This is a genomic window from Aurantiacibacter sediminis (assembly GCF_016019885.1).
GTDB classification, from domain to species: domain Bacteria; phylum Pseudomonadota; class Alphaproteobacteria; order Sphingomonadales; family Sphingomonadaceae; genus Alteraurantiacibacter; species Alteraurantiacibacter sediminis.
This window is the reverse complement of the sequence record NZ_JAEANY010000004.1, coordinates 289,018-313,587: the sequence shown is the minus strand read 5'-3', so window position 1 is coordinate 313,587 and position 24,570 is coordinate 289,018. Positions and strand designations below refer to the sequence as shown.

The 24,570-nt window shown below is 57.4% G+C and carries 23 protein-coding genes; 14 read left to right on the top strand and 9 right to left on the bottom strand.

Annotated elements, in window-relative coordinates:
- Nucleotides 1-19: 19 nt before the first annotated feature.
- From I5L03_RS12980 to I5L03_RS12965, 4 genes are all read right to left on the bottom strand, one after another.
- Entirely contained in the window at nt 20-1,102 is a 1,083-nt protein-coding gene (locus I5L03_RS12980) for a potassium channel family protein (RefSeq protein ID WP_197922447.1), read from the bottom strand.
- Nucleotides 1,103-1,128: 26 nt separating this feature from the next.
- Nucleotides 1,129-1,884 (bottom strand): 5'/3'-nucleotidase SurE, encoded by a 756-nt coding sequence (gene surE / locus I5L03_RS12975; RefSeq protein WP_197922445.1) that lies wholly within the window; start codon nt 1,882-1,884, stop codon nt 1,129-1,131.
- Nucleotides 1,885-1,975: 91 nt separating this feature from the next.
- The gene (serS, locus tag I5L03_RS12970) at nt 1,976-3,256 is read right to left on the bottom strand and encodes a serine--tRNA ligase (protein ID WP_197922444.1); all 1,281 of its coding nucleotides are present in this window, start codon (nt 3,254-3,256) and stop codon (nt 1,976-1,978) included.
- Nucleotides 3,257-3,306: 50 nt separating this feature from the next.
- Nucleotides 3,307-4,026, bottom strand: coding sequence for a Crp/Fnr family transcriptional regulator (locus tag I5L03_RS12965; RefSeq protein ID WP_197922442.1), 720 nt, complete (start codon nt 4,024-4,026; stop codon nt 3,307-3,309).
- 924 nt (nt 4,027-4,950) lie between these two features.
- Between I5L03_RS12965 and I5L03_RS12960 the strand changes: the two genes are divergently transcribed.
- The gene (locus I5L03_RS12960; protein WP_407647641.1) at nt 4,951-6,099 is read left to right on the top strand and encodes a strawberry notch C-terminal domain-containing protein; all 1,149 of its coding nucleotides are present in this window, start codon (nt 4,951-4,953) and stop codon (nt 6,097-6,099) included.
- Nucleotides 6,100-6,240: 141 nt separating this feature from the next.
- Nucleotides 6,241-6,381, top strand: coding sequence for a hypothetical protein (locus I5L03_RS12955; RefSeq protein ID WP_197922441.1), 141 nt, complete (start codon nt 6,241-6,243; stop codon nt 6,379-6,381).
- 161 nt (nt 6,382-6,542) lie between these two features.
- Here I5L03_RS12955 and I5L03_RS13605 read toward each other — a convergent pair whose 3' ends face one another.
- Nucleotides 6,543-6,989 carry an Lrp/AsnC family transcriptional regulator gene (locus tag I5L03_RS13605; RefSeq protein ID WP_325100218.1) on the bottom strand — a complete coding sequence of 149 codons (447 nt, stop codon included), beginning with the start codon at nt 6,987-6,989 and terminating at the stop codon, nt 6,543-6,545.
- 238 nt (nt 6,990-7,227) lie between these two features.
- Between I5L03_RS13605 and I5L03_RS12945 the strand changes: the two genes are divergently transcribed.
- Both I5L03_RS12945 and I5L03_RS12940 read left to right on the top strand, forming a co-directional pair.
- Nucleotides 7,228-9,231, top strand: a complete 2,004-nt coding sequence (locus I5L03_RS12945; RefSeq protein ID WP_234035251.1) for an alpha-ketoacid dehydrogenase subunit alpha/beta — start codon at nt 7,228-7,230, stop codon at nt 9,229-9,231.
- Between the two features lie 12 nt (nt 9,232-9,243).
- A complete protein-coding gene (locus I5L03_RS12940; RefSeq protein ID WP_197922437.1) occupies nt 9,244-10,482 on the top strand; it encodes a dihydrolipoamide acetyltransferase family protein in 1,239 nt (412 codons plus the stop codon).
- 833 nt (nt 10,483-11,315) lie between these two features.
- Here the strand turns inward: I5L03_RS12940 and I5L03_RS12935 are convergent.
- On the bottom strand, nt 11,316-11,918 hold the full coding sequence (locus I5L03_RS12935; protein WP_197922435.1) for a TetR/AcrR family transcriptional regulator: 603 nt from the start codon (nt 11,916-11,918) through the stop codon (nt 11,316-11,318).
- A gap of 211 nt (nt 11,919-12,129) precedes the next feature.
- Between I5L03_RS12935 and I5L03_RS12930 the strand changes: the two genes are divergently transcribed.
- Genes I5L03_RS12930 through I5L03_RS12885 form a run of 10 tightly spaced genes read left to right on the top strand, consistent with a single transcriptional unit; the run spans nt 12,130 to nt 20,503 of the window.
- Nucleotides 12,130-13,014 (top strand): VOC family protein, encoded by an 885-nt coding sequence (locus I5L03_RS12930; protein WP_197922433.1) that lies wholly within the window; start codon nt 12,130-12,132, stop codon nt 13,012-13,014.
- 14 nt (nt 13,015-13,028) lie between these two features.
- Complete coding sequence (locus tag I5L03_RS12925; protein WP_197922431.1) at nt 13,029-13,337, top strand: non-heme iron oxygenase ferredoxin subunit; 309 nt, start codon at nt 13,029-13,031, stop codon at nt 13,335-13,337.
- A 26-nt stretch (nt 13,338-13,363) separates the two neighbouring features.
- On the top strand, nt 13,364-14,695 hold the full coding sequence (locus tag I5L03_RS12920) for an aromatic ring-hydroxylating oxygenase subunit alpha (RefSeq protein ID WP_197922429.1): 1,332 nt from the start codon (nt 13,364-13,366) through the stop codon (nt 14,693-14,695).
- A 2-nt stretch (nt 14,696-14,697) separates the two neighbouring features.
- A complete protein-coding gene (locus tag I5L03_RS12915) occupies nt 14,698-15,267 on the top strand; it encodes an aromatic-ring-hydroxylating dioxygenase subunit beta (RefSeq protein WP_197922427.1) in 570 nt (189 codons plus the stop codon).
- The gene (locus I5L03_RS12910; protein WP_234035250.1) at nt 15,267-16,094 is read left to right on the top strand and encodes an SDR family NAD(P)-dependent oxidoreductase; all 828 of its coding nucleotides are present in this window, start codon (nt 15,267-15,269) and stop codon (nt 16,092-16,094) included. The genes I5L03_RS12915 and I5L03_RS12910 overlap by 1 nt, the downstream gene beginning before the upstream one ends.
- A gap of 26 nt (nt 16,095-16,120) precedes the next feature.
- Complete coding sequence (locus I5L03_RS12905; RefSeq protein ID WP_197922425.1) at nt 16,121-16,945, top strand: alpha/beta fold hydrolase; 825 nt, start codon at nt 16,121-16,123, stop codon at nt 16,943-16,945.
- Nucleotides 16,945-17,730, top strand: a complete 786-nt coding sequence (locus tag I5L03_RS12900) for a 2-keto-4-pentenoate hydratase (protein WP_197922617.1) — start codon at nt 16,945-16,947, stop codon at nt 17,728-17,730. Before I5L03_RS12905 ends, I5L03_RS12900 begins: the two co-directional genes overlap by 1 nt.
- Before the next feature lie 6 nt (nt 17,731-17,736).
- The gene (locus I5L03_RS12895; RefSeq protein ID WP_197922423.1) at nt 17,737-18,666 is read left to right on the top strand and encodes an acetaldehyde dehydrogenase (acetylating); all 930 of its coding nucleotides are present in this window, start codon (nt 17,737-17,739) and stop codon (nt 18,664-18,666) included.
- Entirely contained in the window at nt 18,666-19,694 is a 1,029-nt protein-coding gene (dmpG, locus tag I5L03_RS12890) for a 4-hydroxy-2-oxovalerate aldolase (protein WP_197922422.1), read from the top strand. Before I5L03_RS12895 ends, dmpG begins: the two co-directional genes overlap by 1 nt.
- The gene (locus tag I5L03_RS12885) at nt 19,691-20,503 is read left to right on the top strand and encodes a citryl-CoA lyase (protein ID WP_197922421.1); all 813 of its coding nucleotides are present in this window, start codon (nt 19,691-19,693) and stop codon (nt 20,501-20,503) included. Before dmpG ends, I5L03_RS12885 begins: the two co-directional genes overlap by 4 nt.
- On the opposite strand, the gene I5L03_RS12880 is transcribed toward I5L03_RS12885, so the two are convergent.
- Genes I5L03_RS12880 through I5L03_RS12870 form a run of 3 tightly spaced genes read right to left on the bottom strand, consistent with a single transcriptional unit; the run spans nt 20,500 to nt 24,517 of the window.
- Nucleotides 20,500-21,300, bottom strand: a complete 801-nt coding sequence (locus I5L03_RS12880; RefSeq protein WP_197922420.1) for a hypothetical protein — start codon at nt 21,298-21,300, stop codon at nt 20,500-20,502. The genes I5L03_RS12885 and I5L03_RS12880 overlap by 4 nt on opposite strands.
- 33 nt (nt 21,301-21,333) lie before the next feature.
- A complete protein-coding gene (locus I5L03_RS12875) occupies nt 21,334-22,044 on the bottom strand; it encodes a GntR family transcriptional regulator (protein ID WP_197922419.1) in 711 nt (236 codons plus the stop codon).
- A gap of 13 nt (nt 22,045-22,057) precedes the next feature.
- Nucleotides 22,058-24,517 (bottom strand): TonB-dependent receptor, encoded by a 2,460-nt coding sequence (locus tag I5L03_RS12870; protein WP_234035248.1) that lies wholly within the window; start codon nt 24,515-24,517, stop codon nt 22,058-22,060.
- Nucleotides 24,518-24,570: the final 53 nt, after the last annotated feature.

The following is a 24,570-nucleotide window of genomic DNA, read 5'->3' as shown; positions in this document are numbered from 1 at the left end:
AAGCGGAGAGGGAGAATGCCTAGGCCTTCTCGGTCGCCGCGACCTCATCTTCGTCATCGCCGTTCTCGGACGGCAGTATCTCGACGATGATGTCGCCTGCCTGCAGCGCGTCAGCCTCGTGCTCCCAGAAGCCGCAGGCGCCGCCATTGCGATAGATGCGCAGGCCACGGCCGCCGGACGCGAGATCCGACAGCGGGCGGCCGATCTCTTCAGGCAGCACCTCGCGCTCCACCAGCTGCACGCGGCCGGTGACCGACGCGAGGTCGGACATGTACTCGCTGATATGCGCGCCGCGCGCGGAGCCTGCGAGCAGCAACCCGGTAAAGCGCACCGGGTTGATGACGTTATCCGCGCCCGCCTGCCGCGCCAGCAGCTCGTTATCCGCTGCCCGCACGACGACACTGATCGGCACGTTGGGGGCGAGATGGCGCACGGTGAGTACGATCAGGATCGAGGCATCGTCCCGGCCGGCGGACACCAGCACGGTCTGCGCATTGGCAATGCGCACCGCCTCAAGGTTCTCATCGCGCGAGGCATCGGCGGCGATGACATTGCAGCCCATGCTCTCTGCAAGGTCGAGGCGCTCCTCATGCGTATCCATGACGACGATCGTGGCAGGGTCCGCCCCGCGTTCGATAAGTTCGCCAACTGCTTCCGCGCCGGAGACGCCGAAGCCGAGCACCACGACATGGTCTGTGAGCTGATCCTGGATGCGGGCCATCCGCCACTTCTCCCAACTGCGCTTGATAATGAAGTTATACGCCGTGCCGACAAAGATGAAGAGCACGGCAAAACGAACGGGTGTCACGATTACCGCTTCCACCAGTCGTGCACGGTCTGTGACGGGCGCGATATCGCCAAAGCCGGTGGTAGTGATGGAGATCATGGTGAAATAGACGACGTCGAGAAAGCTGACATCGCCATCAACATTGTCGACCAAGCCAGCGCGATCCCACCAGTGGATCATGATGACGAGGAAGATCAGCGAAAGCGCCGTTCCGATGCGGATGCCCAGATCGCCCCAGACGGGGATCTTCACGGCACGGCGAATGGGCGTAAACCGGCGCTTGCCGATCCGCTGCTTCTCATGCTTGTCGTGCATTCTGGCCAAGGGTCAGCGCCTCTCCGTCACGGTGCAAACCGCTCTGCCAGAGTTCCTATCGCGCCGTGATTGGTAAGATCAAGCTGCAATGGCGTGACCGCGATAAAGCCATCTTCCACCGCTTCCAGATCGGTGCCGTGATCCAGCGTGTGCTCGGCATCCTGTAGGCCGAACCAATAATATGGCCGACCGCGCGGATCGGTGCCCTGCACCAGAGAACCGCGAGAGTAATCGTGAAAACCCTGCCGCACCACGCGAATGCCGCGCACCTTGTCTGCAGGGAGGGCGGGGAAGTTCACATTGATGAGCGTTCGCTTGGCCATGGTCACGTCGGTCAGCGGCTCCAGCACGCGCCTGCCCCACTCGCGGGTCGCCGAAAAGCTCGGCCCATTGTCGCGGAAAGCTTGGCTGAGAGCGATTGCCGGAACGCCGGCCAGCGCGGCTTCCATCGCGGCAGAGGCTGTGCCCGAATAAGTGATGTCATCGCCCAGATTCTCGCCCGCATTCACGCCGGACAGGACGAGGTCTGGGCGCTTATCTTCAAACAGCTTGCGCAGCGCGAGGTTCACGCTGTCGGTCGGCGTGCCGGTGACAGAGAAGCGTTTCTCCCCATGCTCGCGCAAACGTACGGGGTGATGCAGGGTCAGCGAATGCCCCGCGCCCGATTGCTCTTCTGCCGGGGCACACACCCACACATCGTCGGAAAGCTGAGCCGCCAGTTCTTCCAGCACGGCGAGGCCGGGGGCGTGAATGCCGTCGTCATTGGTCAGGAGAATGCGCATGAGCCGTCCCTATCCGTTCGTCCTGAGCTTGTCGAAGGGCGAATTGGTGAGGCTCGCAAATTCATGGTTCGACAGGCTCACCACGAACGGATCACTGCCTGCTCCGAAGGATCTCCACACCGCCCATGTAGGGCGCCAAAACGTCCGGCACGATGACCGAGCCATCTTCCTCCTGGTAGTTCTCCAACACCGCCACCAGAGTACGTCCCACGGCAAGGCCCGAGCCGTTCAGCGTGTGGACAAAATCGGTCTTCTTCCCGCCTTCGGGGCGATAGCGGGTATTCATCCGCCGCGCCTGAAATGCGCCGGTGTTGGAGCATGACGAAATCTCGCGATAGGCACCCTGACCGGGCAGCCACACTTCGAGATCGTAGGTCTTGCGCGCGCCAAAGCCCATGTCTCCGGTGCACAGCAGCACCTTGCGATAGGGCAGGTCCAGCGCTTGCAGGATGCCTTCGGCACAGGCGGTCATCCGCTCGTGCTCGGCTTCGCTATCCTCGGGCTTGCAAATGCTGACCAGCTCGACCTTTTCGAACTGGTGCTGGCGGATAAAGCCGCGCGTATCCTTGCCCGCCGACCCCGCTTCGCTTCGGAAGCAGAGCGTATGCGCGGTAAGACGGAGCGGCTCCGCCAGATCGTCGATAATCTCGCCCGCGACCGAGGCGGTGAGGCTCACTTCGGATGTGGGGATGAGCCAGCGATTGTCCGTGGTGCGAAAACTATCCTCGGCGAACTTGGGCAGCTTGTCCGTCCCAAACATCGCATCGTCATTCACCAGCACCGGTGGATTGCATTCGGTGTAGCCATTCTCGCGCGTCTGCTGGTCGAGCATGAATTGCGCGATAGCGCGGTGGAGCCGGGCCATGTCGCCGCGCAGGAACGTGAAGCGAGCGCCTGAAAGCTTGGTGCCGGTTTCGAAATCCATGCCGAGCGGCGGGGCAAGGTCGGCGTGCTCCAGCGGAGTGAAGGCGAAGTCGCGCTTCTCGCCCCAGCTGCTGACTTCTACATTGTCGCTTTCATCTTCGCCTTGGGGCACGTCATCGGCTGGCAGGTTGGGGATGATGGCGAGCGCGGCGTTCAGCTCTTCGCCAAGCGCCTTTTCCTGCTCTTCCAGACCGGGCATCATCGCTTTGATCTCGGCCACTTCGGCCTTGAGCGCTTCGGCTCTCTCCTTATCGCCCTGGCTCATCGCCTGACCGATCGCTTTGGAGGCTTCATTGCGACGGCTTTGCGCCTCTTGCAGCTGCGTCGTCAGGAGGCGGCGCTGTTCGTCAAGTGTGCGCAATTTGCCGGCCAGCGGCTCAAGCCCGCGGCGCGCCAGTGCTGCGTCAAAATCGTCCGGGTTTTCGCGAATGAAACGGATATCGTGCATGGCCGCGGCCTATGCCCAATTGCGCCGGGCCTTGTCCAGCGCCGTTGCGCCTAGAGGCCCGCGATATCTTCGAGCGCGCTGCGATTGCTGAGGATCACTTCGCGGCGCGATGGAAGGTCGATAAGGCCTTGCTTGCGGAATGTGCTGAGCTGGCGACTGACCGTCTCGATCGTCAGGCCGAGAATATCGGCGATCTGTTGGCGGGTCAGCGGCAATTCGATCGCCTTGGTATCGTCGGCGAATTGCGGCGAAATCTGATCGGACATTTCGAGGAGGAAGCTGGCGACTTTCTGCTCTGCATTCATCCTTCCCAGCAGCAGCATCCAGCGGCGTGTGCGGTCAAGTTCACGCAGGGTGCGTTCGAGCAGCTTGTGCTCCAGCTTAGGATGTTCCTTCGCAAACCGGTCAAAATCCGCGCGCGCAAAAACGCACACTTGCGACGGGATCAGCGCCTGCGCGCCATGCGGCGTCGTCTCGCCAAAAGGGCGGCCGAGGAAGTCTGATGGATAGGCAAGGCCCAGGATTTGTTCTTTCCCGTCTGCCGTATGGGTCGAGAGCTTGAGCATGCCGGTGATGACATTCGCTACCAGCAGCGCCTCATCACCTTCCCACAGCAGGTCTTCGCCCGCTTCAAGCGTGCGGCGGCGACCGATGGCGTTGAGCACTTCAATCTCGCTATCGTCCAGATCCGCACAGATCGCCCGGTTGCGCACCGAGCAGGCCTGACAGAAATTTGTCGACCGTGAAGCGAGTGAATGTGTCTCGACCATGACCGAGGGTTAGCCGTTTGTGCGCGCCGATGAAAGTGGGAAGAATGGTGGGCGCGGCAAGGATTGAACTTGCGACCCCACCCGTGTGAAGGATGGGAATACGGACTATCTGGGATTATCTGGGACTAAAAAATCCTTGAAAAACAGATAGATTTGTCTAGGATTGTCTTAATCGATCCACCCAAGTTTTTCATACTTGTTTCATACGTTTCATACAAAAGCTGTGCGGAAATGCCTGACCTGAGCAAGATTGGCGAACGTGATAAACTGAAGCCGCGAAGCGACAAGGAACCTCATTGGCAGCGCCTCCAGGCTGGTTGGTATGTTGGATATCGACCGTCCCGCAGGGGTGGAAAGGGATCATGGTTCGCTCGGGCCTATGATGAAGACGCGCGAAAGTACCGCCGCAAGAATCTTGGACCTTATGGGACCTTGTCCGGACATGATGTGTTCGCCACGGCCAAAAGGGATGCAGAGGCATTCGCCAAGTTGGTAGAAGCGGGAGGGCTGCGAACAGAGAAGCTGGATACGGTTGAAGATGCCTGTCGGGCCTATCTCAGCGACAAACCTGGGTCAATCGCCGAAGGCGTCTTTCGCCGTCACGTATATGATGACGCCATTGCCAAGGTTAAGTTAGACAAGCTCAGAAAGCATCATCTGCGTGCATGGCGAAAGCGGCTCGAAAAGCAGCGCTTCTTCGCGCAGCTTCTGCTTTCGATGAAATTGCCGAGCCTGATCCCGGCGATGGAAGAGGCGCTCAGCGAAAATCATTCGGTGGTCGTGCAACTGGTTTCGACAGCCGAGGCCATGCTCGACCGTCGCCTGGCCGATCTCTCGGACGAGGAGCGAGAAGCGCTCGATATCGATCTCTCTCCGCGCGAATATGTCATCGACTATCTCGCGAAGAGCTTTCCCGTGCGCCTGATGCAGGTCTTTACTGACGAGGAGGGCAATCTGCGTTCTGAAGCGATGAGCGACGAGCACGGCAATCCCGTTCTCTGCTCGCGGGCCATCGCCGCGCGCGAAGCACTGATCGAGCAGCTTTGCGCATTGCCCCCTATCGCTACTGCACTCGATGCAATCATCGAGCACTTCGGGACCGAGGCGGTGGCCGAGGTCACGGGCCGCTCGCGCAGGTTGGTCTGGGGACGCGACGGTCAGCAGCGGCTTGAACGTCGAAGCGCAAGCGCAAACGTCGCTGAAGCACAGTGCTTCATGGACGGAACCAAACGGATTCTGGTGTTCTCGGACGCAGGGGGTACGGGACAATCCTATCACGCCGACCTTGATGCCCAGAACCAGCAGCGCCGAGTCCATTTCCTCCTCGAACCGGGCTGGCGTGCCGACAATGCAATCCAGGGTCTTGGCCGGACAAACCGTACTAACCAGGCTTCTGCGCCGCTGTTCCGCCCGGTCACGACCGATGTGAAGGGCGAACGCCGCTTCATCTCGACCATCGCGCGAAGGCTCGACGCATTGGGCGCTCTCACACGCGGCCAGCGTCAGACAGGGGGACAGAACCTGTTCGACCCTGCCGACAATCTCGAAAGCGATTATGCGAAGGACGCTCTCTCGCGCTGGTTCCACCTGCTTTACGATGGCAAACTCGAGGCAGTCGGTTTCGGGGACTTCGTCGAGCGAACCGGCCTCAAGCTCGAGAGCCCCGATGGCGGCCTTACCGATAATTTGCCCACCATCCAGCGCTGGCTCAACCGCATCCTCGCGCTTCCCATTGCGTTGCAGAACGGCATCTTCGAGGAATATCTCGGTCTTGTTGAAGCGCGGATCGAGGCCGCACGCGGGGCTGGCACGCTCGACCTGGGTCTGGAAACGCTCCGCGTCGATAGCTTCGCGGTGCTCGGCGATGAAATTCTCCGCACCGATCCTGTTTCTGGCGCCGAAACCCGCCTCTTTTCGCTCGAAGTGAAACGCCAATTGCGTCCGCTGCGCTTCAAACGTCTCGTGAGGATGGGCTCCATGGAATCCCCCAACACGCGCACGATCGACAGGCTGGCGCTCTTCGCGGGCGTCAGTGCGCGCAGCCAGCGTTCATCGAAACCAAACCGGGTGTAGGCATTCTCGCTCGCCGCAATCGCCCCGAATCCGGCCGAGGCCTGGAGATCGAGAATGGGAATTTCGACCATCACCGCCGAGCTCGTCGATTGCTGTGCAAGGTTGGAATAGGTCTCGCTCTGACTGCGGCTTTGCCCTGCAATGGTCGAGAGCCTGCTCGAGAAATCCGATCCCAATGTCGGGGAGAAGGGAGAGCTCGACGTAGGAACATGGGCGAACTTGGCATCGGGAAACCGCACATACTTCATGACAACAAGGCGGATCACCTCGGGCGATGAGTAGAAGCGACGGAATGGAGACAGCGGCTTAGCTCTGGATTTGCGGCTCATCGGTGCGACTTAACAACGCGCCAATCCGGCTGCCACGTTAATCTGGCAAGACCCCTGCGCTTATGGAAATCCGGTGATCGGGTGTGTGCCATGCAAATCGTCTGGCCGCCGATGTCACGAAATGGGTAGGACCGTCGTGTGCTTTATCCGCTTCAAAGCGAAGTGTGATGACGATTGAGAAACGCCGGGGTGGCGAAGTAAATCCTCCATTAGCAACCGTTCGTACCCGGCGATATCTGGCACAATAATGTGTAATAGGTAGTCCCATTCGCCCGAGGTCGAAAAACAAGCAAGAATCTCTCCTCGAGAGGCCACGAACTCCTCGAAGCTGGTTCGCGTTTCCTCATCGTGGTTCTGCATCTGTACTTGGCAGATGACATCAAGCGACAGCCCAGCTGCGACCGGATCGACAAGCCGAACCAGTTTTCCAAGAAGCCCTGTTTTCTCGAGGCTCTTTAGTCTTCGCCAAAGCGATGCGGGTGAAACCCCGATGCTCTCTGCCAAGCGTTGCTGGCTGAGCGCTGCATCTTTTTGAAGTGATCGTACCAATTTTCGGTCAATGTCGTCGATGATATAAACCTTTCAAGATTATTGAGATATGCGAAAATATGTTCCGCTCACATGGAGAATGTCAAGGATTCTGATTGAGCTTTTGCAACTTGGATAAAATATTCTCGTAATTTCCAGCCAGTCACCGGCGATGCAATCGAGAGAATAGTAGATGGCAACGAGCACAAAAGCCCGGACCACTAGGTCAGCTAAGGCGAACAGCCCCGACTGGCATCGCTTGACGTACCTGATGCAACTTTCGCGCGCACTGGACGCGATGGAGGAAGAGCGGCTCGTTCCTGAGAAGAAGGTTCTTTATCAATTCTCCGCGCGCGGTCATGATATGGCGCAATTACTTCTTGGCCAGCAATTGACTGAGCAGCACGATGCAATCTGCGGGTACTACCGCTCGCGACCAATCCTACTGGCGTTGGGCGTTGATGTGTCGGACGCACTGGCATCAGCCATGGGGCGCAGCGGCGGTTATTCCGATGGCCGGGATATCGGCGTTGTGTTCAACTACCCCAATGACAGTGGCGCCTCGGCGCTGCCGATGTGCGGCGGGGTGGGTGCGCAGTACACGCCAACCGCAGGCTGGGCGCAGGCGATTGAGTATTATCGGACGCAGCTTAAGGACAGCGCCTACAACAAGGCTATCGGTGTAGTACTTGGCGGTGACGGCTCGGTTGCTTCCAACGGGTTCTGGTCTGCGCTCACAATCGCGACCACGCAGCAGTTGCCGTTGCTGTTCTATATTGAGGACAATGGTTTTGGCATTTCGGTACCTTCCACCGTGCAAACACCGGGCGGGAATATCGCTGCTAACCTTGCTAGCTGGCAAGGCCTGGAAATTATATCCGGTGACGGAACCGATCCGCAGGAAGCAGCGCAGCTTACTGAGCAGGCGGTCCAGTACGTGCGCGAAAATCGCGCCCCTGCGATGCTGCGACTGACAATGCCGCGGCTCCAGGGACACAGCTTCCAAGATACGCAGGCCTACAAAGATAAGGATACCATTACATCCGAATGGGCGCGCGATCCGCTCCCCAAAATGAAGCAATTCTTGGTCCCGTCGGTCATCGGACCGGAGGAGTGGGATGCTATTGAGAATCGAGCCGCTGACGTTGCAGAGAATGCGCGCGAGCAGGCAGAAGCGCGTCAGCCAGCGGAGCCCGCAACTGTGGCCGACGACGTGTTTTTCGAGGGTAGAATGCAGGAGATGGGCGGCCAGTGGACTCTTGGCTACACGCCGCCCGAAAGCAGCGATATTCCGCAGCCCGAGAGTGGTCAGCGCGTGAACATGGTCACCGCTATTCGGCGCACGTTGGAGCACGAACTCCAAGTCAACGAGCGCGTAGTCTTATTCGGCGAGGATATCGGGCCGAAGGGCGGAGTCCATGGTGTGACGCTGGGATTACAGGACAAGTTCGGCGAAGAGCGCGTGTTCGACACCAGCCTTTCGGAAGAAGGCATTATCGGGCGAGCCGTTGGTATGGCGCTGGCCGGACTAATGCCCGTCCCGGAAATTCAGTTCCGCAAATATGCCGAGCCCGCCACAGAGCAGATCAACGATTGCGGCACAATCCGCTGGCGCACGAACAACCGGTTCGCTGCGCCAATGGTGGTACGCATCCCGGGTGGCTACTTTAAATGCGGCGACCCCTGGCACAGCCAGACCAACGAGGTTGCTTTCGTACACAACCCAGGTTGGAAAGTGGCAGTGCCTTCCAATGCTGAAGATGCGGTGGGATTGTTGCGCACATCACTGCGCGGCAACGATCCGGTGATCTTCTTCGAACATCGTGCGATGCTCGACGATACCTGGGCGCGGCGACCCTATCCTGGTGATGACTACGCGTTCGAATTCGGCAAAGCGCGCAGTGTTGCGGAGGGCGACGACCTGACTATCGTGACTTGGGGGGCGATGGTTCCGCGCTGCGAAGAAGCAGCGGAGGGTCGCTCTGTCCATGTCCTTGACCTGCGTACGTTAATGCCGTGGGATAAAGATGCCGTGCTCGAATCGGTGCGGCGCACTCGCCGCTGCCTGATCGTGCATGAAGATTTGCAAACTGCAGGTTTCGGTGCGGAAATTGCTGCTGTCGTGGTCGAGGACGCCTTTCTCCATCTCGATGCTCCTGTGGCGCGGCTGACGATGCCCGATTTGCCCAGTCCGCATAACCCGGTGCTGCTCAACTCAGTTGTTCCCTCGATCGAGAGTATACGTACCAAGATCGATGAACTCATCGGCTACTAGGGAGGGCCTAACATGACAGATATATTGGTCCCGACCGAACTCGAAGGCACCACCGCCACCGTCCGCAACTGGCTAAAATCAGTTGGTGACCACGTAAAGATTGACGATCCACTCGTGGAATTGGAAACTGATAAGGTGACACAGGAAGTTTCCGCTACGAGCGAGGGTGTGCTCGTGGAAATCCTGCTCGATACCGATTCCGAGGCCGAACCGGGTGCGGTGCTCGGGCACCTTAAGCCGACCGATGTGAAGGAAGAAGTGCAAGTCGGCAGCCAGCCAGCTGAGCAAAGGGGTGCAGTTAAAAAATCGGAATCGCAGCTTCGCGAATCTTCAAAGGCACGGGGGCCTGCTATCGATCCTCTCACCGCGCTTTCGCCTTCAGTGCGTAAGGCTTTGGGCGAACATGGCCTCGACCCTGCACAAATTTCAGGAACCGGACGCGGGGGGCGGATAACCCGCGCCGATGTTGACAAATTCGTCGCCAGCGGAGCGGCAGCGGTTCCTGCACAGTCCTCGACTGAAGTCGCCGAGCCTGCACCGACACCGGCCAGCCTGACCGCGCGTACTATTCCGCACGATAATATGCGTCTGGCAATTGCTCGCAATATGGCCAACTCGGTCCAGACCGCGCCACACGTTACAGCGGTGTTTGAAGCCGATCTCTCCGCGATCATCGCGCACCGCGCTGCCAATAAGGCTGCGTTTGAAGCAAAGGGTGTAAAACTCACTTTCTCAGCCTATTTCGTCGCTGCTGCTGCGGAGGCGATGAAAGTCGCAGCCGCGATCAACAGTCGCTGGCACGACGACTGTCTCGAACTTTTCGAGAACGTCAATATCGGCATTGGTACTGCGCTCGGCGAAAAGGGTCTTGTTGTGCCAGTGATCCACAATACACAGGACTTGTCGCTGCGCGGGATCGCACGACGCCTGACCGACATCACAGAGCGCGCCCGATCCAACCAGTTAGGTGCGGCCGATATGGCGCGCGGTACTTTCACCATTTCCAACCACGGCGTCTCCGGGTCGCTGCTCGCCACGCCCGTTATTATCAACCAGCCGCAATCGGCCATCCTTGGGCTCGGCAAGATGGAGAAGCGGGTAGTAGTGCGAGAAATAGACGGGCAGGATGCCATGCAGGTTCGGCCAATGTGCTATGTTTCGCTCACCATCGATCACCGGGTTGTCGATGGCCATCAGACCAATGCCTGGCTCACGCGCTTCGTTGAGGTAATCGAGAACTGGGCGAGCTAGCTTTGCTAGAGTCTGGTTCAAGATTAATTGTATTAATCTCATAGTCTTGCGATGCGGCGGAAGAAAAACTGGGTCGAGGCGGGAATTAGTCACGCGAAGGCGATGGTTTGTTCGAAGTCCGTGGCATGAGCGCGGTTCAAACCGAGCCACGCAAAAGTCGCCTGAACGACCCCGCGTCTGGGAAAAATCTGGCACTCATTGGCGTGGTCTGATCGCTTGTTGACCTGGACCATCCATTTTCTGATTCTGCGTAGCGCCTGCCGAACCAAGGCTGAAGCCAAGGCCATTTTGTGAAATAATCCACGGCAACAAGGCGTCCTGCATGCTTACTGGAAGCGGCGAGTCCATGCGCCAACGTTTGGCGATACGAATCCTATTTGAATGAGGAGCGATGAATTTCTGGCAGAGTTGGCCAAGTTGTAGCGGCGCGCTGTCCGTTCGATCACGCCGGCTTGCGCAATCAACTCGAGGTCTCACCTCACCCCCTCGACGAGTTCGGTCGCTTGGGAATAAGGATGATCGCATCGAGGCTTTTGCGCTTTAAGAGACTACCTACAAGACTTCATCAACGAGATCAGGGATTGTTTGCTTGACGGCAGAGGCTTTTCTTTACTGAAGCACGAATTCGCTATGATTAAGCGTTGGCGCACACATTACCGCATCGCGAGGTCGCACTCATCATCAGGATACGAGCAGTCTGCACGACATTTGGTCTCTGCTCACCGATCCAAGCTGCCCGATAGACCAAGCTCAACAGGTTAAGTAGCGTTTCGGAAGCCTTAGATCCGCTCTTTGGTGCGGTCCAGAATGATAAAATCGCTATCGACTTCAGGCTAGTCAGAGGTAGTCTCGAATAAGAGAAGATCGAGCAAACCGCTGAGCGATTCCGCGACTTCTTCCACGATCAATGCTTCCCCTAGCAGCCCGCTATAAAAATAGAATGCCCTGTCGTGCGCCACGGTTGCAGGGAGTCCGCATTGGATCATCAGAGTTGCGATATAGTCCAGCCGGCTGGCGTCTACTTCGCTGACGATTGTGTGGACGGCATCATCGCGTTTGGCCCATTCGCGGATCGACAATTCCAATTTGACGTCCTTACTGACTTCCTTGCCCCTTCGCGGGAGTGCCGCCAGCAATTGCAATCGCTCCCGCGGCCGGTTCACGCTGCGATTTAGGCGATTGATGAAGGCGCTTGTATGGCGAAGTCGCCATTGGTCCAGAATGGCAGTATGAAGGGCTTCGCGATCTTGAAAGTGCCAATAGAAGCTGCCCTTGGTAACACCAAGTTTACGGGCGAGCGGTTCGATACGCACTGCGTCAATTCCGCCTGTCTGCAGCATTCCATTGGCCGCCGTCACCCAGTCCGCAGCATCAAGTCGCGAAACACCTTTTCGCCTCGCTTGCTTGGTTTTTAATCGCTCATCAGGCTGGTTCATGGTCGCGGTGCCCCAGGTAAGTAATTCAGAGAAAAACTGTGTCCTGGAGGGGGCTATAGCCCAGCTGTTTTACATCTGACTAGCTGTTGCTGAGTCCATGTCGTGAACGATGTGGCAAGCTTAAGCGAAAACTGATTGATCTGCGGTACCGGATGGGTTAGCGTGTTTCCATACGCTGCCGTATGGCAACAATATTCTGGGAGCAATTTCGATGAGTCATGTACAAGCGCTGGGTTATCTGGGGTTCGGCGTGTCCGATCTTGAGGCATGGCGCGATTACGCGATGAACTTCCTTGGCCTCCAGGCTGTCGAACGTGAAGATGGCTCGGTGGATTTGCGCTTAGACGAATATGCCTCGCGTATCCGACTGATCCCGGATGGCCCAGATGACATCGCCTATGTCGGCTGGGAAGTCGCCGACGCTGCTGCATTGGCTGCATTGAAATCGAATCTGGAAGACTCCGGTATCGAGGTGGCCGATGGTAGCGAGGATCTAGCTGCTGACCGGTATGTTCAGGCTCTTATTACTTTCAATGATCTCGATGGAATGCGTTGCGAGGCTTATTACGGCCCGCGCCAGCGCACAGAGCAGCCTTTCCAGAGTCCGCTCGGCGTTCGCTTCAAAACCGGACGGCAAGGACTCGGTCATATCGTCCTGAATAGCTCAGATGCTAAGGCGGCAGAGAAGTGGTATATCGACGTGCTTGGTCTCAAGTTGTCCGACTATATCTATGCACAAGCGCCGTCGGGCGAGTCACTTAGCTTTGCTTTCCTGCGCTGCAATGCGCGCCACCATTCGTTGGCGTTGTTCCAATTGCCATATCCTAAGAAGCTCCAGCATTTCATGCTTGAAGTCGAAAGCGTCGACGATGTTGGGCGGGCCCTGTACCGCGCCGAAGAACGCAAGACCCATATCTCCCTCACCTTAGGCAGGCATTCCAATGACGAGATGCTTAGCGCCTATTATCAGACGCCATCGGGATTTGATGTCGAGTATGGTTGGGGCGGGCTCGAAGTCGATGATGAATCTTGGCACGTTCTCACTCACGATGCGCCGTCTGCATGGGGACACCGCTTTCAAATTCCTTCCATGTAATAAGGTGGTTGGACATGGCTTTTGAAACTGTAGCGTCTCTCGATGATATCGAAGATGAGGGAACTTTCGTCGTCGATGGCGAACCCAAAATTGTCCTCTTTCGCGTGGGCACCGATGTTTTCGCCACCCAGTTTTTCTGTACGCATGAAGACGCGCCGATGGACGATGGATGGGTGGGTGATGACTGCACGGTCGAATGTCCTTGGCATGCGTCGAAGTTTGATCTGCGCACTGGAGAGGCACTGGGTCCTCCTGCATTCGAGCCGCTCCAAACCTATCCTGTGCGGGTAGAAGATGGCGCGGTGATGCTGGACCGCGGTTGAATTTAGAAAGACTGACAGGACACGATATGGCCTTACATCCTGCACCCATAACCCTCACGCCTGGCGTCCGTAGCGCGCTGGAAGAAAAGGTGGCGTCGCTGATCGATAGCGAAACCGGAACGATTGGCCCCGAAATCTATGCCGACCCGTATCTGCACGAGCTCGAGCAGGAGCGCGTTTTCGGCCGCTGTTGGCTGCTGGTCGCGCACGAGAGCCTGATACCAAAGGCCGGCGATTTCTTCGCCAGCCGTATGGGCGAGGATCCGGTGCTGGTGGTTCGGCAGAAAGACGGTTCGATTGCTGTCTTCCTCAATCAGTGTCGTCATCGCGGCGCAAGGTTATGCCGAGCCGATTTAGGGAAGACAAAGGCGTTCCAGTGCACTTATCACGGCTGGACCTACGATCTCGGCGGCAATCTGGTCAGTATTTCCAAGTCCGACGCAGTGGGTGGCGACCGGATCGACAAATCCGAGTGGGGCGCAATCAAGGTTGCTAAAATCCACAATTTTTATGGGCTCATCTTTGCCACTTGGGACGAGGATGCGCCTTCGTTCGAGGATTCGCTAGGCGAAACCCGATGGTATTGGGAGGCAATGTTCAACCGTCCGGGGGGCACCGAGGTGATAGGCGGTGTGCAGAAATGGGAAGTCCCCGCCAATTGGAAATTCGGCGCGGAACAGTTCGCCAGCGACATCTATCATTTCGATTACACGCATGTCGCCAGCGCGCTGGCAATGATGCCCGAAGGCATGGAATATCAGGAACCACCACCGCTCGAAGGGCGCCAGTTCCGCGATCGCGGCCATGGCGGGGTCGCGACACCTATGGTCGAAATGTCCGACATGCAGACCGCGATGGCGATGGGAATGGAGGTAATGCGCTACAATCAATCGACGCGAGATGCTCACGCTAAGCTGGTTGGTGAACAGGCGGCCAAGCAAACGCAATTCGTCCACGCCAACATGTTTCCTAATATGGGCATTCTGCCTCTGAACCAGACATTGCGGATTTGGCAGCCAAAGGGCCCCAATGCGATGGAGGTCTGGGCTTGGACTCTGGTGGACCGCGACGCACCCGAAGATATCAAAAAGCAATGCCGCATCAAGACGCAGATGACCTTCGCCTCATCGGGAGTGTTCGAACAGGACGATGCCGAGAACTGGACAGAGATACAGCGCGTTCTGCGCGGCACCAAGGCGCGCAAGACGCTGTTCAACAACATGATTGGCGCCAATGAGAGCAAAGATCCGAGCGGCAAGTACCCTGGCCGCACTGACCGTGCGCAAAGTGAGGCCGCGAGCCGCGAATTTTACAGCTGGTGGCGCGACCTTATGCTCCAGCCGGTCCAAGGGGAATAGCTATGTCCTCGTTTGAAATGACGATGCCGTATCAGCGGCCCAGCGATGCCCAAGCCTCTGATATGGAAACGACGTTCCGCTTGTCGCAGTTTCTCTATGCCGAAGCACAAGCTATTGATGAGCGACGGTTTGACGATTGGCTCGCAATGCTGGCCGAAGACCTGCATTACGAAGCGCCTGCGCGCTATAATCGCCTGCCGCGTGAACGGACTAAGGAATGGGCCTCCGAGGACGAAGCCAAGCACTTCGAAGACACGAAGGAATATATGCAGCTGCGCGTGAAGCGGCTGCAAACCGACAAGAGCTGGTCGGAGGATCCGCCGTCACGCACACGCCACCTGATCACCAATGTGCAGGTGGCACATTCGGTCAGCGCGAATGCTTATATCGTTGACAGCAATTTTTCCGTCTACCGTGCCCGCGCTGCGGACGATGAGGAATTCTTCTTCGGCACCCGCCACGATCATATCCGCGAAAATTCCTCCGCGCCTGCCGGTTTTGAAATCGCGCGGAGAACCATCCTTTTTGACCAGACATTGATCCTGAGTGCCAATCTGGGAATTTTCTTCTGATGGCACGGCTTGAAGGAAAAGTCGCACTTATCACGGGCGGCGCGTCTGGCATCGGAATGGAGGTCGCTAAAGCTTACATAGCCGAAGGCGCGCAGGTCGCCATAATGGGGCTCGCAGACGACAAATTGGACGCTGCGACAGCAAGTCTAGGCGGCGATACGATCTCTATCGCAGGAGATGTCCGCAATTATGCCGATAATGAGCGTGCGGTGGCCGAAACGGTTGAAGCGTTTGGCGGGCTGGACATTTTCGTCGCCAACGCAGGTGTGTGGGATTGGGGCACCCGCATGGTCGACATGACACCCGACCAGCTCGAAGCGACTTATGACGAGGTGCTGGGCACGAACTTGAAGGGTTACATGCTCGGTGCGAAAGCCGCTGCTGTGGCACTCGCCAAGCGCAAGGGCTGTATGATCTTCACGCTTTCCACGGCGTCTGTGAACAGCGCGGGCGGCGGGATTGTCTATACTGCATCCAAACATGCAGGGCTCGGCGTAATGCGGCAGTTGGCGTACGAGCTCGCGCCGCATGTACGCGTAAACGGCGTTGCAGTTGGCGCAGCCCTGACCGATTTGCGCGGACCGAGTTCGCTCGGTTTGGAAGGCAAATCGATCAAGGAACTTCCTTTGAAAGAGGCGGCGCCGATGTTCTTGCCGATGGGCGAGCAGCCTGAGCCATCTGCCTTCACCGCTCCTTATGTATTGCTCGCTGCTGATGGCGAAAACGCGTCCATGACCGGCACTGCCATCGACTGCATGTGTGGGTACAATATTCGCGGCGCGACAGGCCCCAATGGCTGGGGCGATTTCGACCCTGCTGCCAGTTAAAATAAACCAAAGCCGGAAGGCCACCAATGATCGAAACCAAAACGCAGCTGATCACCTCTGGCGATTATCAAATCCATGTCACAGAAGCTGGTGAGGGTCAGCCCCTACTGATGCTTCATGGCGGCGGCGCGGGCGCTTCCGCTTTAAGTAATTTCGGCGGCAATCTTCAGGCTTTTGCGGCGCATTACCGCGTGCTGCTCCCCGATTTCGTCGGCTATGGCGGAAGCACCATGGCGAAACCCGACGGCGAGCGGATTGCGTTTTACGCCAAGGGCATCGTCGATATTATGGACGCGCTGGAGATTACTGGTGCGCATATTCTCGGAAATTCGCTTGGTGGGGCGGTTGCGATCTGGATCGGTATTCATCGGCCCGAATTGGTCGGCAGGCTGGTATTGATGGGCCCAGGAATCGCCATGCCGACTTTCGCTCCGTTCCCTACCGAAGGTTGGAAGGCGATGGGCGAAATGTATCAGGGCGAGGGGCCGACTAAAGCCAAGATGCGCGGTTTGCTGGAGACAATGGTTCACGACAAGTCGCTGATTACCGACGAGTTGGTCGATGAACGATTTGCATCGGCGACTGACCCGAAATTGCTCGCCGCTCAGCCGGGACCGCCATCACCCGAAAGCCCTTACCGCTTCATGGAAAAGGATATTGAGCAACTTAATACGCCAAGCCTGATTCTGTGGGGCCGCGATGATCGGGTGACGCCTTATGACAGTGTGTTCCAGTTTTTCGGTAGGATGAAGCAGTCCGAGCTTCATGTGTTCTCCGAATGTGGTCACTGGGTGCAAACCGAGCAACGCGAACGCTTCAACCGCGTCGTGTTGGATTATCTGGCACGCTGATGGCTGCTTCAATAAATCAAGATATCGCGGCGCGTTTGCGCGATGCCTATTCCACCGGACCGATCCCGCCCATCCGCGACGAGATAGGCAATGCCGAAGATGCATATGCCATTCAAAAGATCAACACGCAGCATTGGCTTGATGCGGGTCGTCGTCTGGTCGGACGTAAAATCGGCCTGACTTCACCAGCTGTTCAAAAACAACTCGGCGTCGACCAGCCCGATTTCGGCGCATTGTTCGCCGATATGGAGATAAGCGAACATGAAGAGCTAGCTGTGGGTGCGGTGAATCAACCGAAGATCGAGGCCGAGATCGCGTTCGTTCTAGGCCGCGATATCGGCGCCGAGCAACCGGGTCTGGGTGAGGTCATTGCGGCGATTGATTTCGCTTTACCAGCTTTCGAAATCGTCGGCAGCCGGATTGCGAATTGGGATATCAGGTTCTTTGATACCGTCGCTGATAATGCATCTTCCGGTTACTTCGTTCTGGGCGGGCAACCACGTCCACTTTCAGCGCTCGATCTTTACAATTGCAAGATGGAATTACGCCGAGGACATGATGGTGACCCGATTTCAACGGGGGAAGGGCGCGCCTGTCTCGGTAATCCGCTAAATGCGGTGCGTTGGCTTGCAACTGTAATGGCCAAGTTTGGGGCGCCGCTGAAAGCTGGCGATGTTGTGCTGTCAGGCGCTTTGGGGCCGATGGTGGCTATCGAGCCAGGCGACCATCTTGTTGCGAGGGTCGAAGGATTGGGCGAGGTTTCGGCCCGCTTTGCAGCGGAGTAGATCGACATGACCAAAGTCAAAACTGCCATTATTGGGTCAGGCAATATCGGCACCGATCTGATGATCAAAATCAAGCAACTTTCGGAAGTGCTCGAAATAGCCGCAATGGTCGGGATCGACGCCGATTCCGATGGTCTAGCGCGCGCACGGCGCATGGGCGTCGCGACAACGCACGGCGGAATCGACGGCCTGACGGCAATGGCGGAGTTCGAGAATATTGAAATCGTTTTCGACGCCACCAGCGCGGGGGCACATAAGAAACATGATGCGGTCCTGCGAGCGGCAGGTAAGCGAATTGTCGATCTGACTCCCGCGGCTATCGGTCCCTACACGATCCCACCTGTCAATATGCGGGCCAATCTGGCCGAGCCGAACGTCAATATGGTCACCTGCGGGGGGCAGGCGACTATCCCGATTGTTCACGCCGTCAACCGAGTGGCGAATGTGCGGTACGGAGAGATTGTGGCATCGATCGCATCAAAATCGGCTGGCCCAGGAACGCGCGCGAATATTGATGAGTTTACCGAAACCACGAGCCGCGCGATCGAAGTTGTCGGCGGGGCGGATCACGGCAAGGCGATCATTGTGCTTAACCCGGCCGAGCCGCCGCTGATTATGCGTGATACGGTTTACACGCTCTCCGATGATGCGGACGAAGCAGAGGTCGAAGCCTCAATCCTGCGCATGGTGGAGGAAGTGCAAAGCTATGTGCCAGGCTACCGGCTAAAACAAGACGTGCAGTTTGAGAGGGTCGGCGGCAATAACCCGATTCATATTCCCGAAAGCGGGCAATTCACCGGTCTTAAAACCAGCGTGTTTTTGGAGGTTGAAGGGGCGGCGCATTATCTGCCTGCATATGCTGGAAATCTCGATATCATGACTTCCGCCGCGATGAAAACCGCTGAGGCGATGGCGCGCTTGAGGGAGGCCGTCTGATGGTTGTGCCCGATCAGAAGCTTTATATTCAGGATGTTACTTTGCGCGATGGCATGCACGCGATTCGCCACCAATATTCGCTCGAGCATGTGCGCGAAATCGCGCGCGCTTTGGATAATGCGAAGGTGGACTCGCTGGAGGTTGCGCATGGCGATGGGCTGTCCGGTTCCAGCGTAAATTACGGTTTCGGTGCGCAGACTGATTGGGCATGGCTGGAGGCCGTGGCTGATGAGTTGGAACACGCTAAGTTGGCTACGTTGCTGCTTCCGGGAATCGGCACCGTCCACGATTTGAAGCGCGCTTATGAAATCGGCGTGCGATCAGTAAGGGTGGCAACACATTGCACTGAGGCAGATGTTTCCAAACAGCACATAGAATACGCGCGCGAGCTAGGCATGGATGTCGCAGGTTTTCTGATGATGAGCCATATGAGCGCGCCTGATGCATTGGCTGGACAAGCCAAGCTGATGGAGGATTATGGCGCGCACTGTGTGTATGTCACCGACAGCGGCGGCGCGATGACGATGGATGATGTCGCGGCGCGTTTTGAGGCTTATGACAAGGTCCTGAAGCCGGAGACGGAGCGCGGTATCCATGCGCATCACAACCTCTCGCTCGGCGTCGCAAACTCGATTGCAGCTGTGCAGAATGGCGCGCTGCGGGTCGATGCTTCGCTCGCGGGGATGGGCGCGGGAGCGGGCAATGCGCCGCTTGAAGTGTTTATTGCGGCGGCCGATGTGTACGGTTGGGATCACGGCACGGACTTGTTCGCGTTGATGGATGCGGCAGAAGATCTGGTTCGGCCATTGCAGGATCGCCCAGTGCGGGTCGACCGCGAAACCCTCACGCTGGGCTATGCCGGTGTTTATTCAAGCTTCCTGCGTCATGCGGAGAAGGCCAGCAGCGAATATGGGATCGATGTGCGCGATATTCTGGTCGAATTGGGCGCGCGTAAGATGGTCGGCGGGCAGGAAGATATGATTGTCGATGTCGCGCTCGATCTGGCAAAACGGAAAGAACAAGCATGAGCAATTTCGGCAAGGCTGATCCGGTCACCAGCATTTGCACTGCAGATCGCAAGAGCATTACCTTTCGCGGAAAGGACTTCTGCGAGGATGTGATCGGCGGGATGGGGCTCGGCGCATTCATCTTTTTCCACCTGACCGCTCGCGAGCCGAGCGAGGGCGAGGCCAAGATGCTGGAAGCGCTGATCATTTCCATAACCGAACATGGCATGTCACCCACAGCTTTGGCTGCGCGAATGACGATTTCCGCAGCGCCGGAGGCTTTACAGGGCGCGGTCGCAGCAGGAATTTTAGGGGCAGGTTCGGTATTGCTCGGATCGGCTGATGAAACGGCGGCATTGCTGGCGGAAGGCCTGGCGATGATGGACGCTGGCACCAGCGACACAGAAGCAGCGGATGATATTGTAGCGCGTGTTCTTGACGCTGGCGACAAGCTGCCGGGCTTTGGTCATCCGCTACACAAACCCGACGATCCACGCAGCGTACGTCTCTTGGAATTAGCTGACGAACATGGTGTCGCAGGGCGCAACACGCAGTTCCTGCACTCGCTTTCTGCAGCAGCAGACCGTAAGGCTGGCAAACATCTTGTGCTCAACGTCCAGGCGCCAATAGCCTCGATCAGCGCCGATATGGGCTTTCCTCCCTTTATGTCGCGGGCGATCCCTATCCTGGCGCGCGCAATAGGTGTGCTGGGCCATATTGCTGAGGAGCAGGAGCGTCCGCTTGGAATGTATGCGACGATGCTCGCGAACCAGCATATTCAATATGAGCCACCTGGAGGCGGCGAGCGTTTGGATTTACTGCGGCGCTAGCTAGGCAAACGCAGCCGGATGAGCGTGGTTGATTGATCTGCTTCGAAGCTAAACACGTCCCCAGCGCGCGCTTCGGCTGCACAGCCTGCAAAGAACGCTTCGCCCTCAACCGTGCCGCTCCCATCGAGCGCGTAGAACAATGCATCACCCGAAGTGGCGGTATCGTGTGAGAAGGAACTTCCGGCAGCGACTTTCACATACGTCAGTGACAAGTCACGTTCGCCAAATGTGGCGAGATGCTTTTCCTCCAAACCATCGCCCGCCCCGCGGTAGACGAACCGATCAGGGTGCATGATGACAGGGTTCTCAAACTTCGCCGGCGGAATAGTCGGCCGGCTACCGCATTCCCATTCCCATAACGCCAGCGCACCATCCCGCTTCATGGTTCCGCCGCGTCCGTTCGGTCCATCATACAGGCCCTCCGAAAAGGTGCCGCCCGCTTCAACCATGGCTTCGCCCGCAGCGCGCTGTTCTGAGATATTCAAATAGCGGGACCGGCTTGCGCCCTCACATTGGAGCAGCAACGTGACAGAATCGCCCCGTGCGGTTTGAGCGTAGGGCGTGCCTTCGCAGAAATACCCGACTGTCCCCTCTTCTTGCACCTGATCACCAAAATCGAACGCGCCTTCGAGCATGATGCGGACCTGCTCGAAATTATGCGCGTGGCGCGGCGTGTCGTATTTGCCAGATACGCGGAACAGAACGAACCAGTAATTATCTGGTCCCGGCTCACCTTCGAACAGCGATTTCACCGCGTAGTCACCATCACGGTGACTCGCCGTTCCTTGCCACTCCATTGCGTTCGAATCGACAATCCGCATCGCTTGTTCCTATCTCTTTCCCAGTGTTGGCAGAGGCACAAAAGCCTCCGGTGGCAAATCCCGCAAGATACCGTTGACCCGCCCCAAATGGGCCCGCATCGCGCGCTCTGCGCCGCCCTGATCTCCAGTACGAACGGCGCGCAGGATAGCGCGATGTTCTTCGTTCGCTAGCGGGAGCCAGTCGGAATCGTGTGCGCCTGACATTTGTAATTGCACCAGCCGCGTCAGCTTTAGATCGTTTTGCGCCATCAGCCGCTTATTCCCTGACAGCGCCACAATTTTGTCGTGAAAGTCGCTGTTCAGGCGCAAGAATGTCGGCCGGTCATTCGCCTGCGCCGCGACGTCCATCGCAGTGACCAGATCGGTCAATTCCTCGCCCGCGGGATCATGCTCGAACTGGGCCGCGGCCATGCCTGCAGCCGCCATTTCCAGAACCTCGCGAATGGCGATGCTTTCCAAAATTTCGGTGCGCGAAAGGATGCGCACGACCGCGCCGCGATTGTGGACATATTCAATCCAGCCTTCGGATTCGAGCCGCTGCAATGCCTCCCGCAAAGATCCTCGGCCCACTGCGAAACTGCGGCATAGCTCGTCCTGTACCAATCGGAATCCGGGACCAATTCGCCCCTCCTCGATCGCTTGCCGCAACGCCACCACCAATTCATCGACAACCGAAGATTTGGTGCTGGTTGGCGAAGCTAATTGAGGAGGACCGTTCATCAGTGCAGTCTATCTAGAAGCTGAACCTTAGGGTAGCGCCGATTTGCCGTCCGCGTGCGAAATAACCGATATTGGTGCCGCCGCCTGAACGGAAACCGTTCTCCAGATAGCGTTCATCAAACAGGTTCTTGGCCCAGATCGAGAGATCATATGTTTCATCGGCGTCACCGAAGCCGAGCCGGGCATTAATGATGCCGTAACCGTCCTGACTGACGGGTGCGAAGTTCGACGGCTCATTCTGGATACTGCTACGGTATGAACCATCAACCCTTGCATGGATCAGGAAGCGATTATTTGCGACGGGCTGGCGATAATCAATGCTGCCGAACAACTGCGTGGACGGCGTTTTCGGAACATCGTTGCCATTCAAGATACCGGTTGGTTGACCGAGAAACGTCACGTCCTCTGTATATTCTGCGCTGATAAACGACGCACCGCCAGACAGCCGAACTGTGTCGGTTAGGCGTGCCGTACCTTCAAGTTCTAGCCCGTAAATCTCAGCCGAACCGGCGTTGATAACGGGACTGAGCGTTCCGGGTCCAGCTGGGTTGGGAACTGCGATGGCGAACTGGATGTCCTGATAATCGCTATAGTAGACCGCGCCATTGAGAATGATGTCGCCGCCGGCCAATGTAGTCCTAAGGCCGGTTTCATACGTCCAGACATCCTCGGGCGCGAAAATCGTGAGATCGTTGAGGGTGGTTGCACGGCCGTTGAATCCACCGGATTTATAGCCTCTAGCAACACTGGCATAACCGAACACGTCGGGCGAGAAATCGTAATTCAGGCCGAATCTAGGTGTGAAGGCGCGGAAGGTATCACTGAACTGTGTTGGTGGGACGGCGAAGATGTCATTGCCGATACAGCCCACCGCACCGCCGAATGGCAGCGCGCAGAATGCTGCCGAACCGCCGCCGCGGGTCACATTATAGTCGAGCGTTTTGGTATCCCAGCTCTGCCGCAAACCAACAATTGCAGTCAGGCGGTCGGTCAGCTCATATTCGAACTGCCCGAACAGTGCATAGCTATCGACCTCGACTACGGAGTCGGTGCGGAATTGCAAATCGAAGTTGGCATTCACCGGGTTATTCGCGCCGCCGCCACAGAACTGAGGGGTCACCGTGCAATCGACACCGGGAAACGCCGGAATTATAGGGCCGGGCAGCCCTTGGAATAGGTTGAAAAGACCGGCGAATATATCGATTTGGCCCGTCTCGGCGGCTTCCTCTCGAAAATAGAATGCACCGACCGTGAAATTGAGCCGATCATCGAAAGCAGTCCCAAGAAGCTGAAGCTCTTGGCTGAATTGGTTTTGCCGCGTGCTGTAAAAGTTGTCGACGAATGGTGCATCGGTGCCATCCAAGTCGGCAGTAAAATCAGAAGCGAGGTCGCGGTAAGAACTGAGCGATTTAACGGTCAGCGTATCGGTGAGTTCATATTCCAAGGTCGCAGAGAAACCGAAGGCCGTATTCTCATTGAGTCCGTCGCGATTGAGGTTCGACACATCAGGATCGCGCGCCACGTCTGTCCCGTCGATTGCAAGTGGCCCACCGGGAGGGGAGCTGAAACCATTGAAAAGTTGCAGGAACGAGGAATTTGTATCGAGATCAACCAGGCTAGATTGAATGCCCCGCTCGTTCAAAAATGAAGCGTCCGCCGAAAAGAGCGCGCTGAGCCGGTCGGTCGGCTCGATCAGCAGCTGCGCGCGCACGACCTGGCGATCAACATTAGACAGATCATTGCCGGTTGTTTGATTGATGGCGAACCCATCTTGCTGGCGATGCTGGCCAGTGACGCGAAAGGCGATATTGTCACCAAGCGGCACATTTAGTGCGCCGGAAATATCGAACCCATCATCCTCGCGGATGCCAATAGAACCAAAGCCTTCAACAACGCCGAGCTCCGGCTTCCTCGACACGATCTGGATCGCGCCCCCGACCGAATTTCGGCCGAACAAAGTGCCCTGTGGCCCGCGCAAAACTTCGATCCGTTCCAGGTCTGCAAGGTCGAGAATCGAGCCGGTCGTCCGTCCTAGATAGATCCCGTCGATATAGATGCCGACGCCGGGATCGAAGGTAATCAGAAACTCATCCTGCCCGATGCCGCGAACGAATATCGCTGCATTGGTACCGCCACCGGAGCTGCGCGAAGCGCCTTGAATAGTGACGCTGGGCGTGAATTGAGCGATGTCCGAGACATCGATAGCTGACCGCGCCGCCAATTCTTCACCGCTGACTGCGGTTACTGCGATCGGCACCTCTTGTAATGATTGCTCACGACGCTGTGCGGTTACAATGATGACGTTGTCATTGTCTGCCTGGGGCTCAGCCTGCTCGACATTTTCACCCGGGATCTGCTCTTGTGCTGCCGCAGCGTATGGCATCGCCAACGCTAGCGCGCTTGCTCCGAGGATCATTGCCGCATTCCGCAGTTTTATAGCCCGCGGGCGTGCTCGCTCGCTGGTGTGCGTCATTGTTACCCTCCCATGCACATCGCAGCCTCTTGCCACTTGTGCTTTTCATGTTA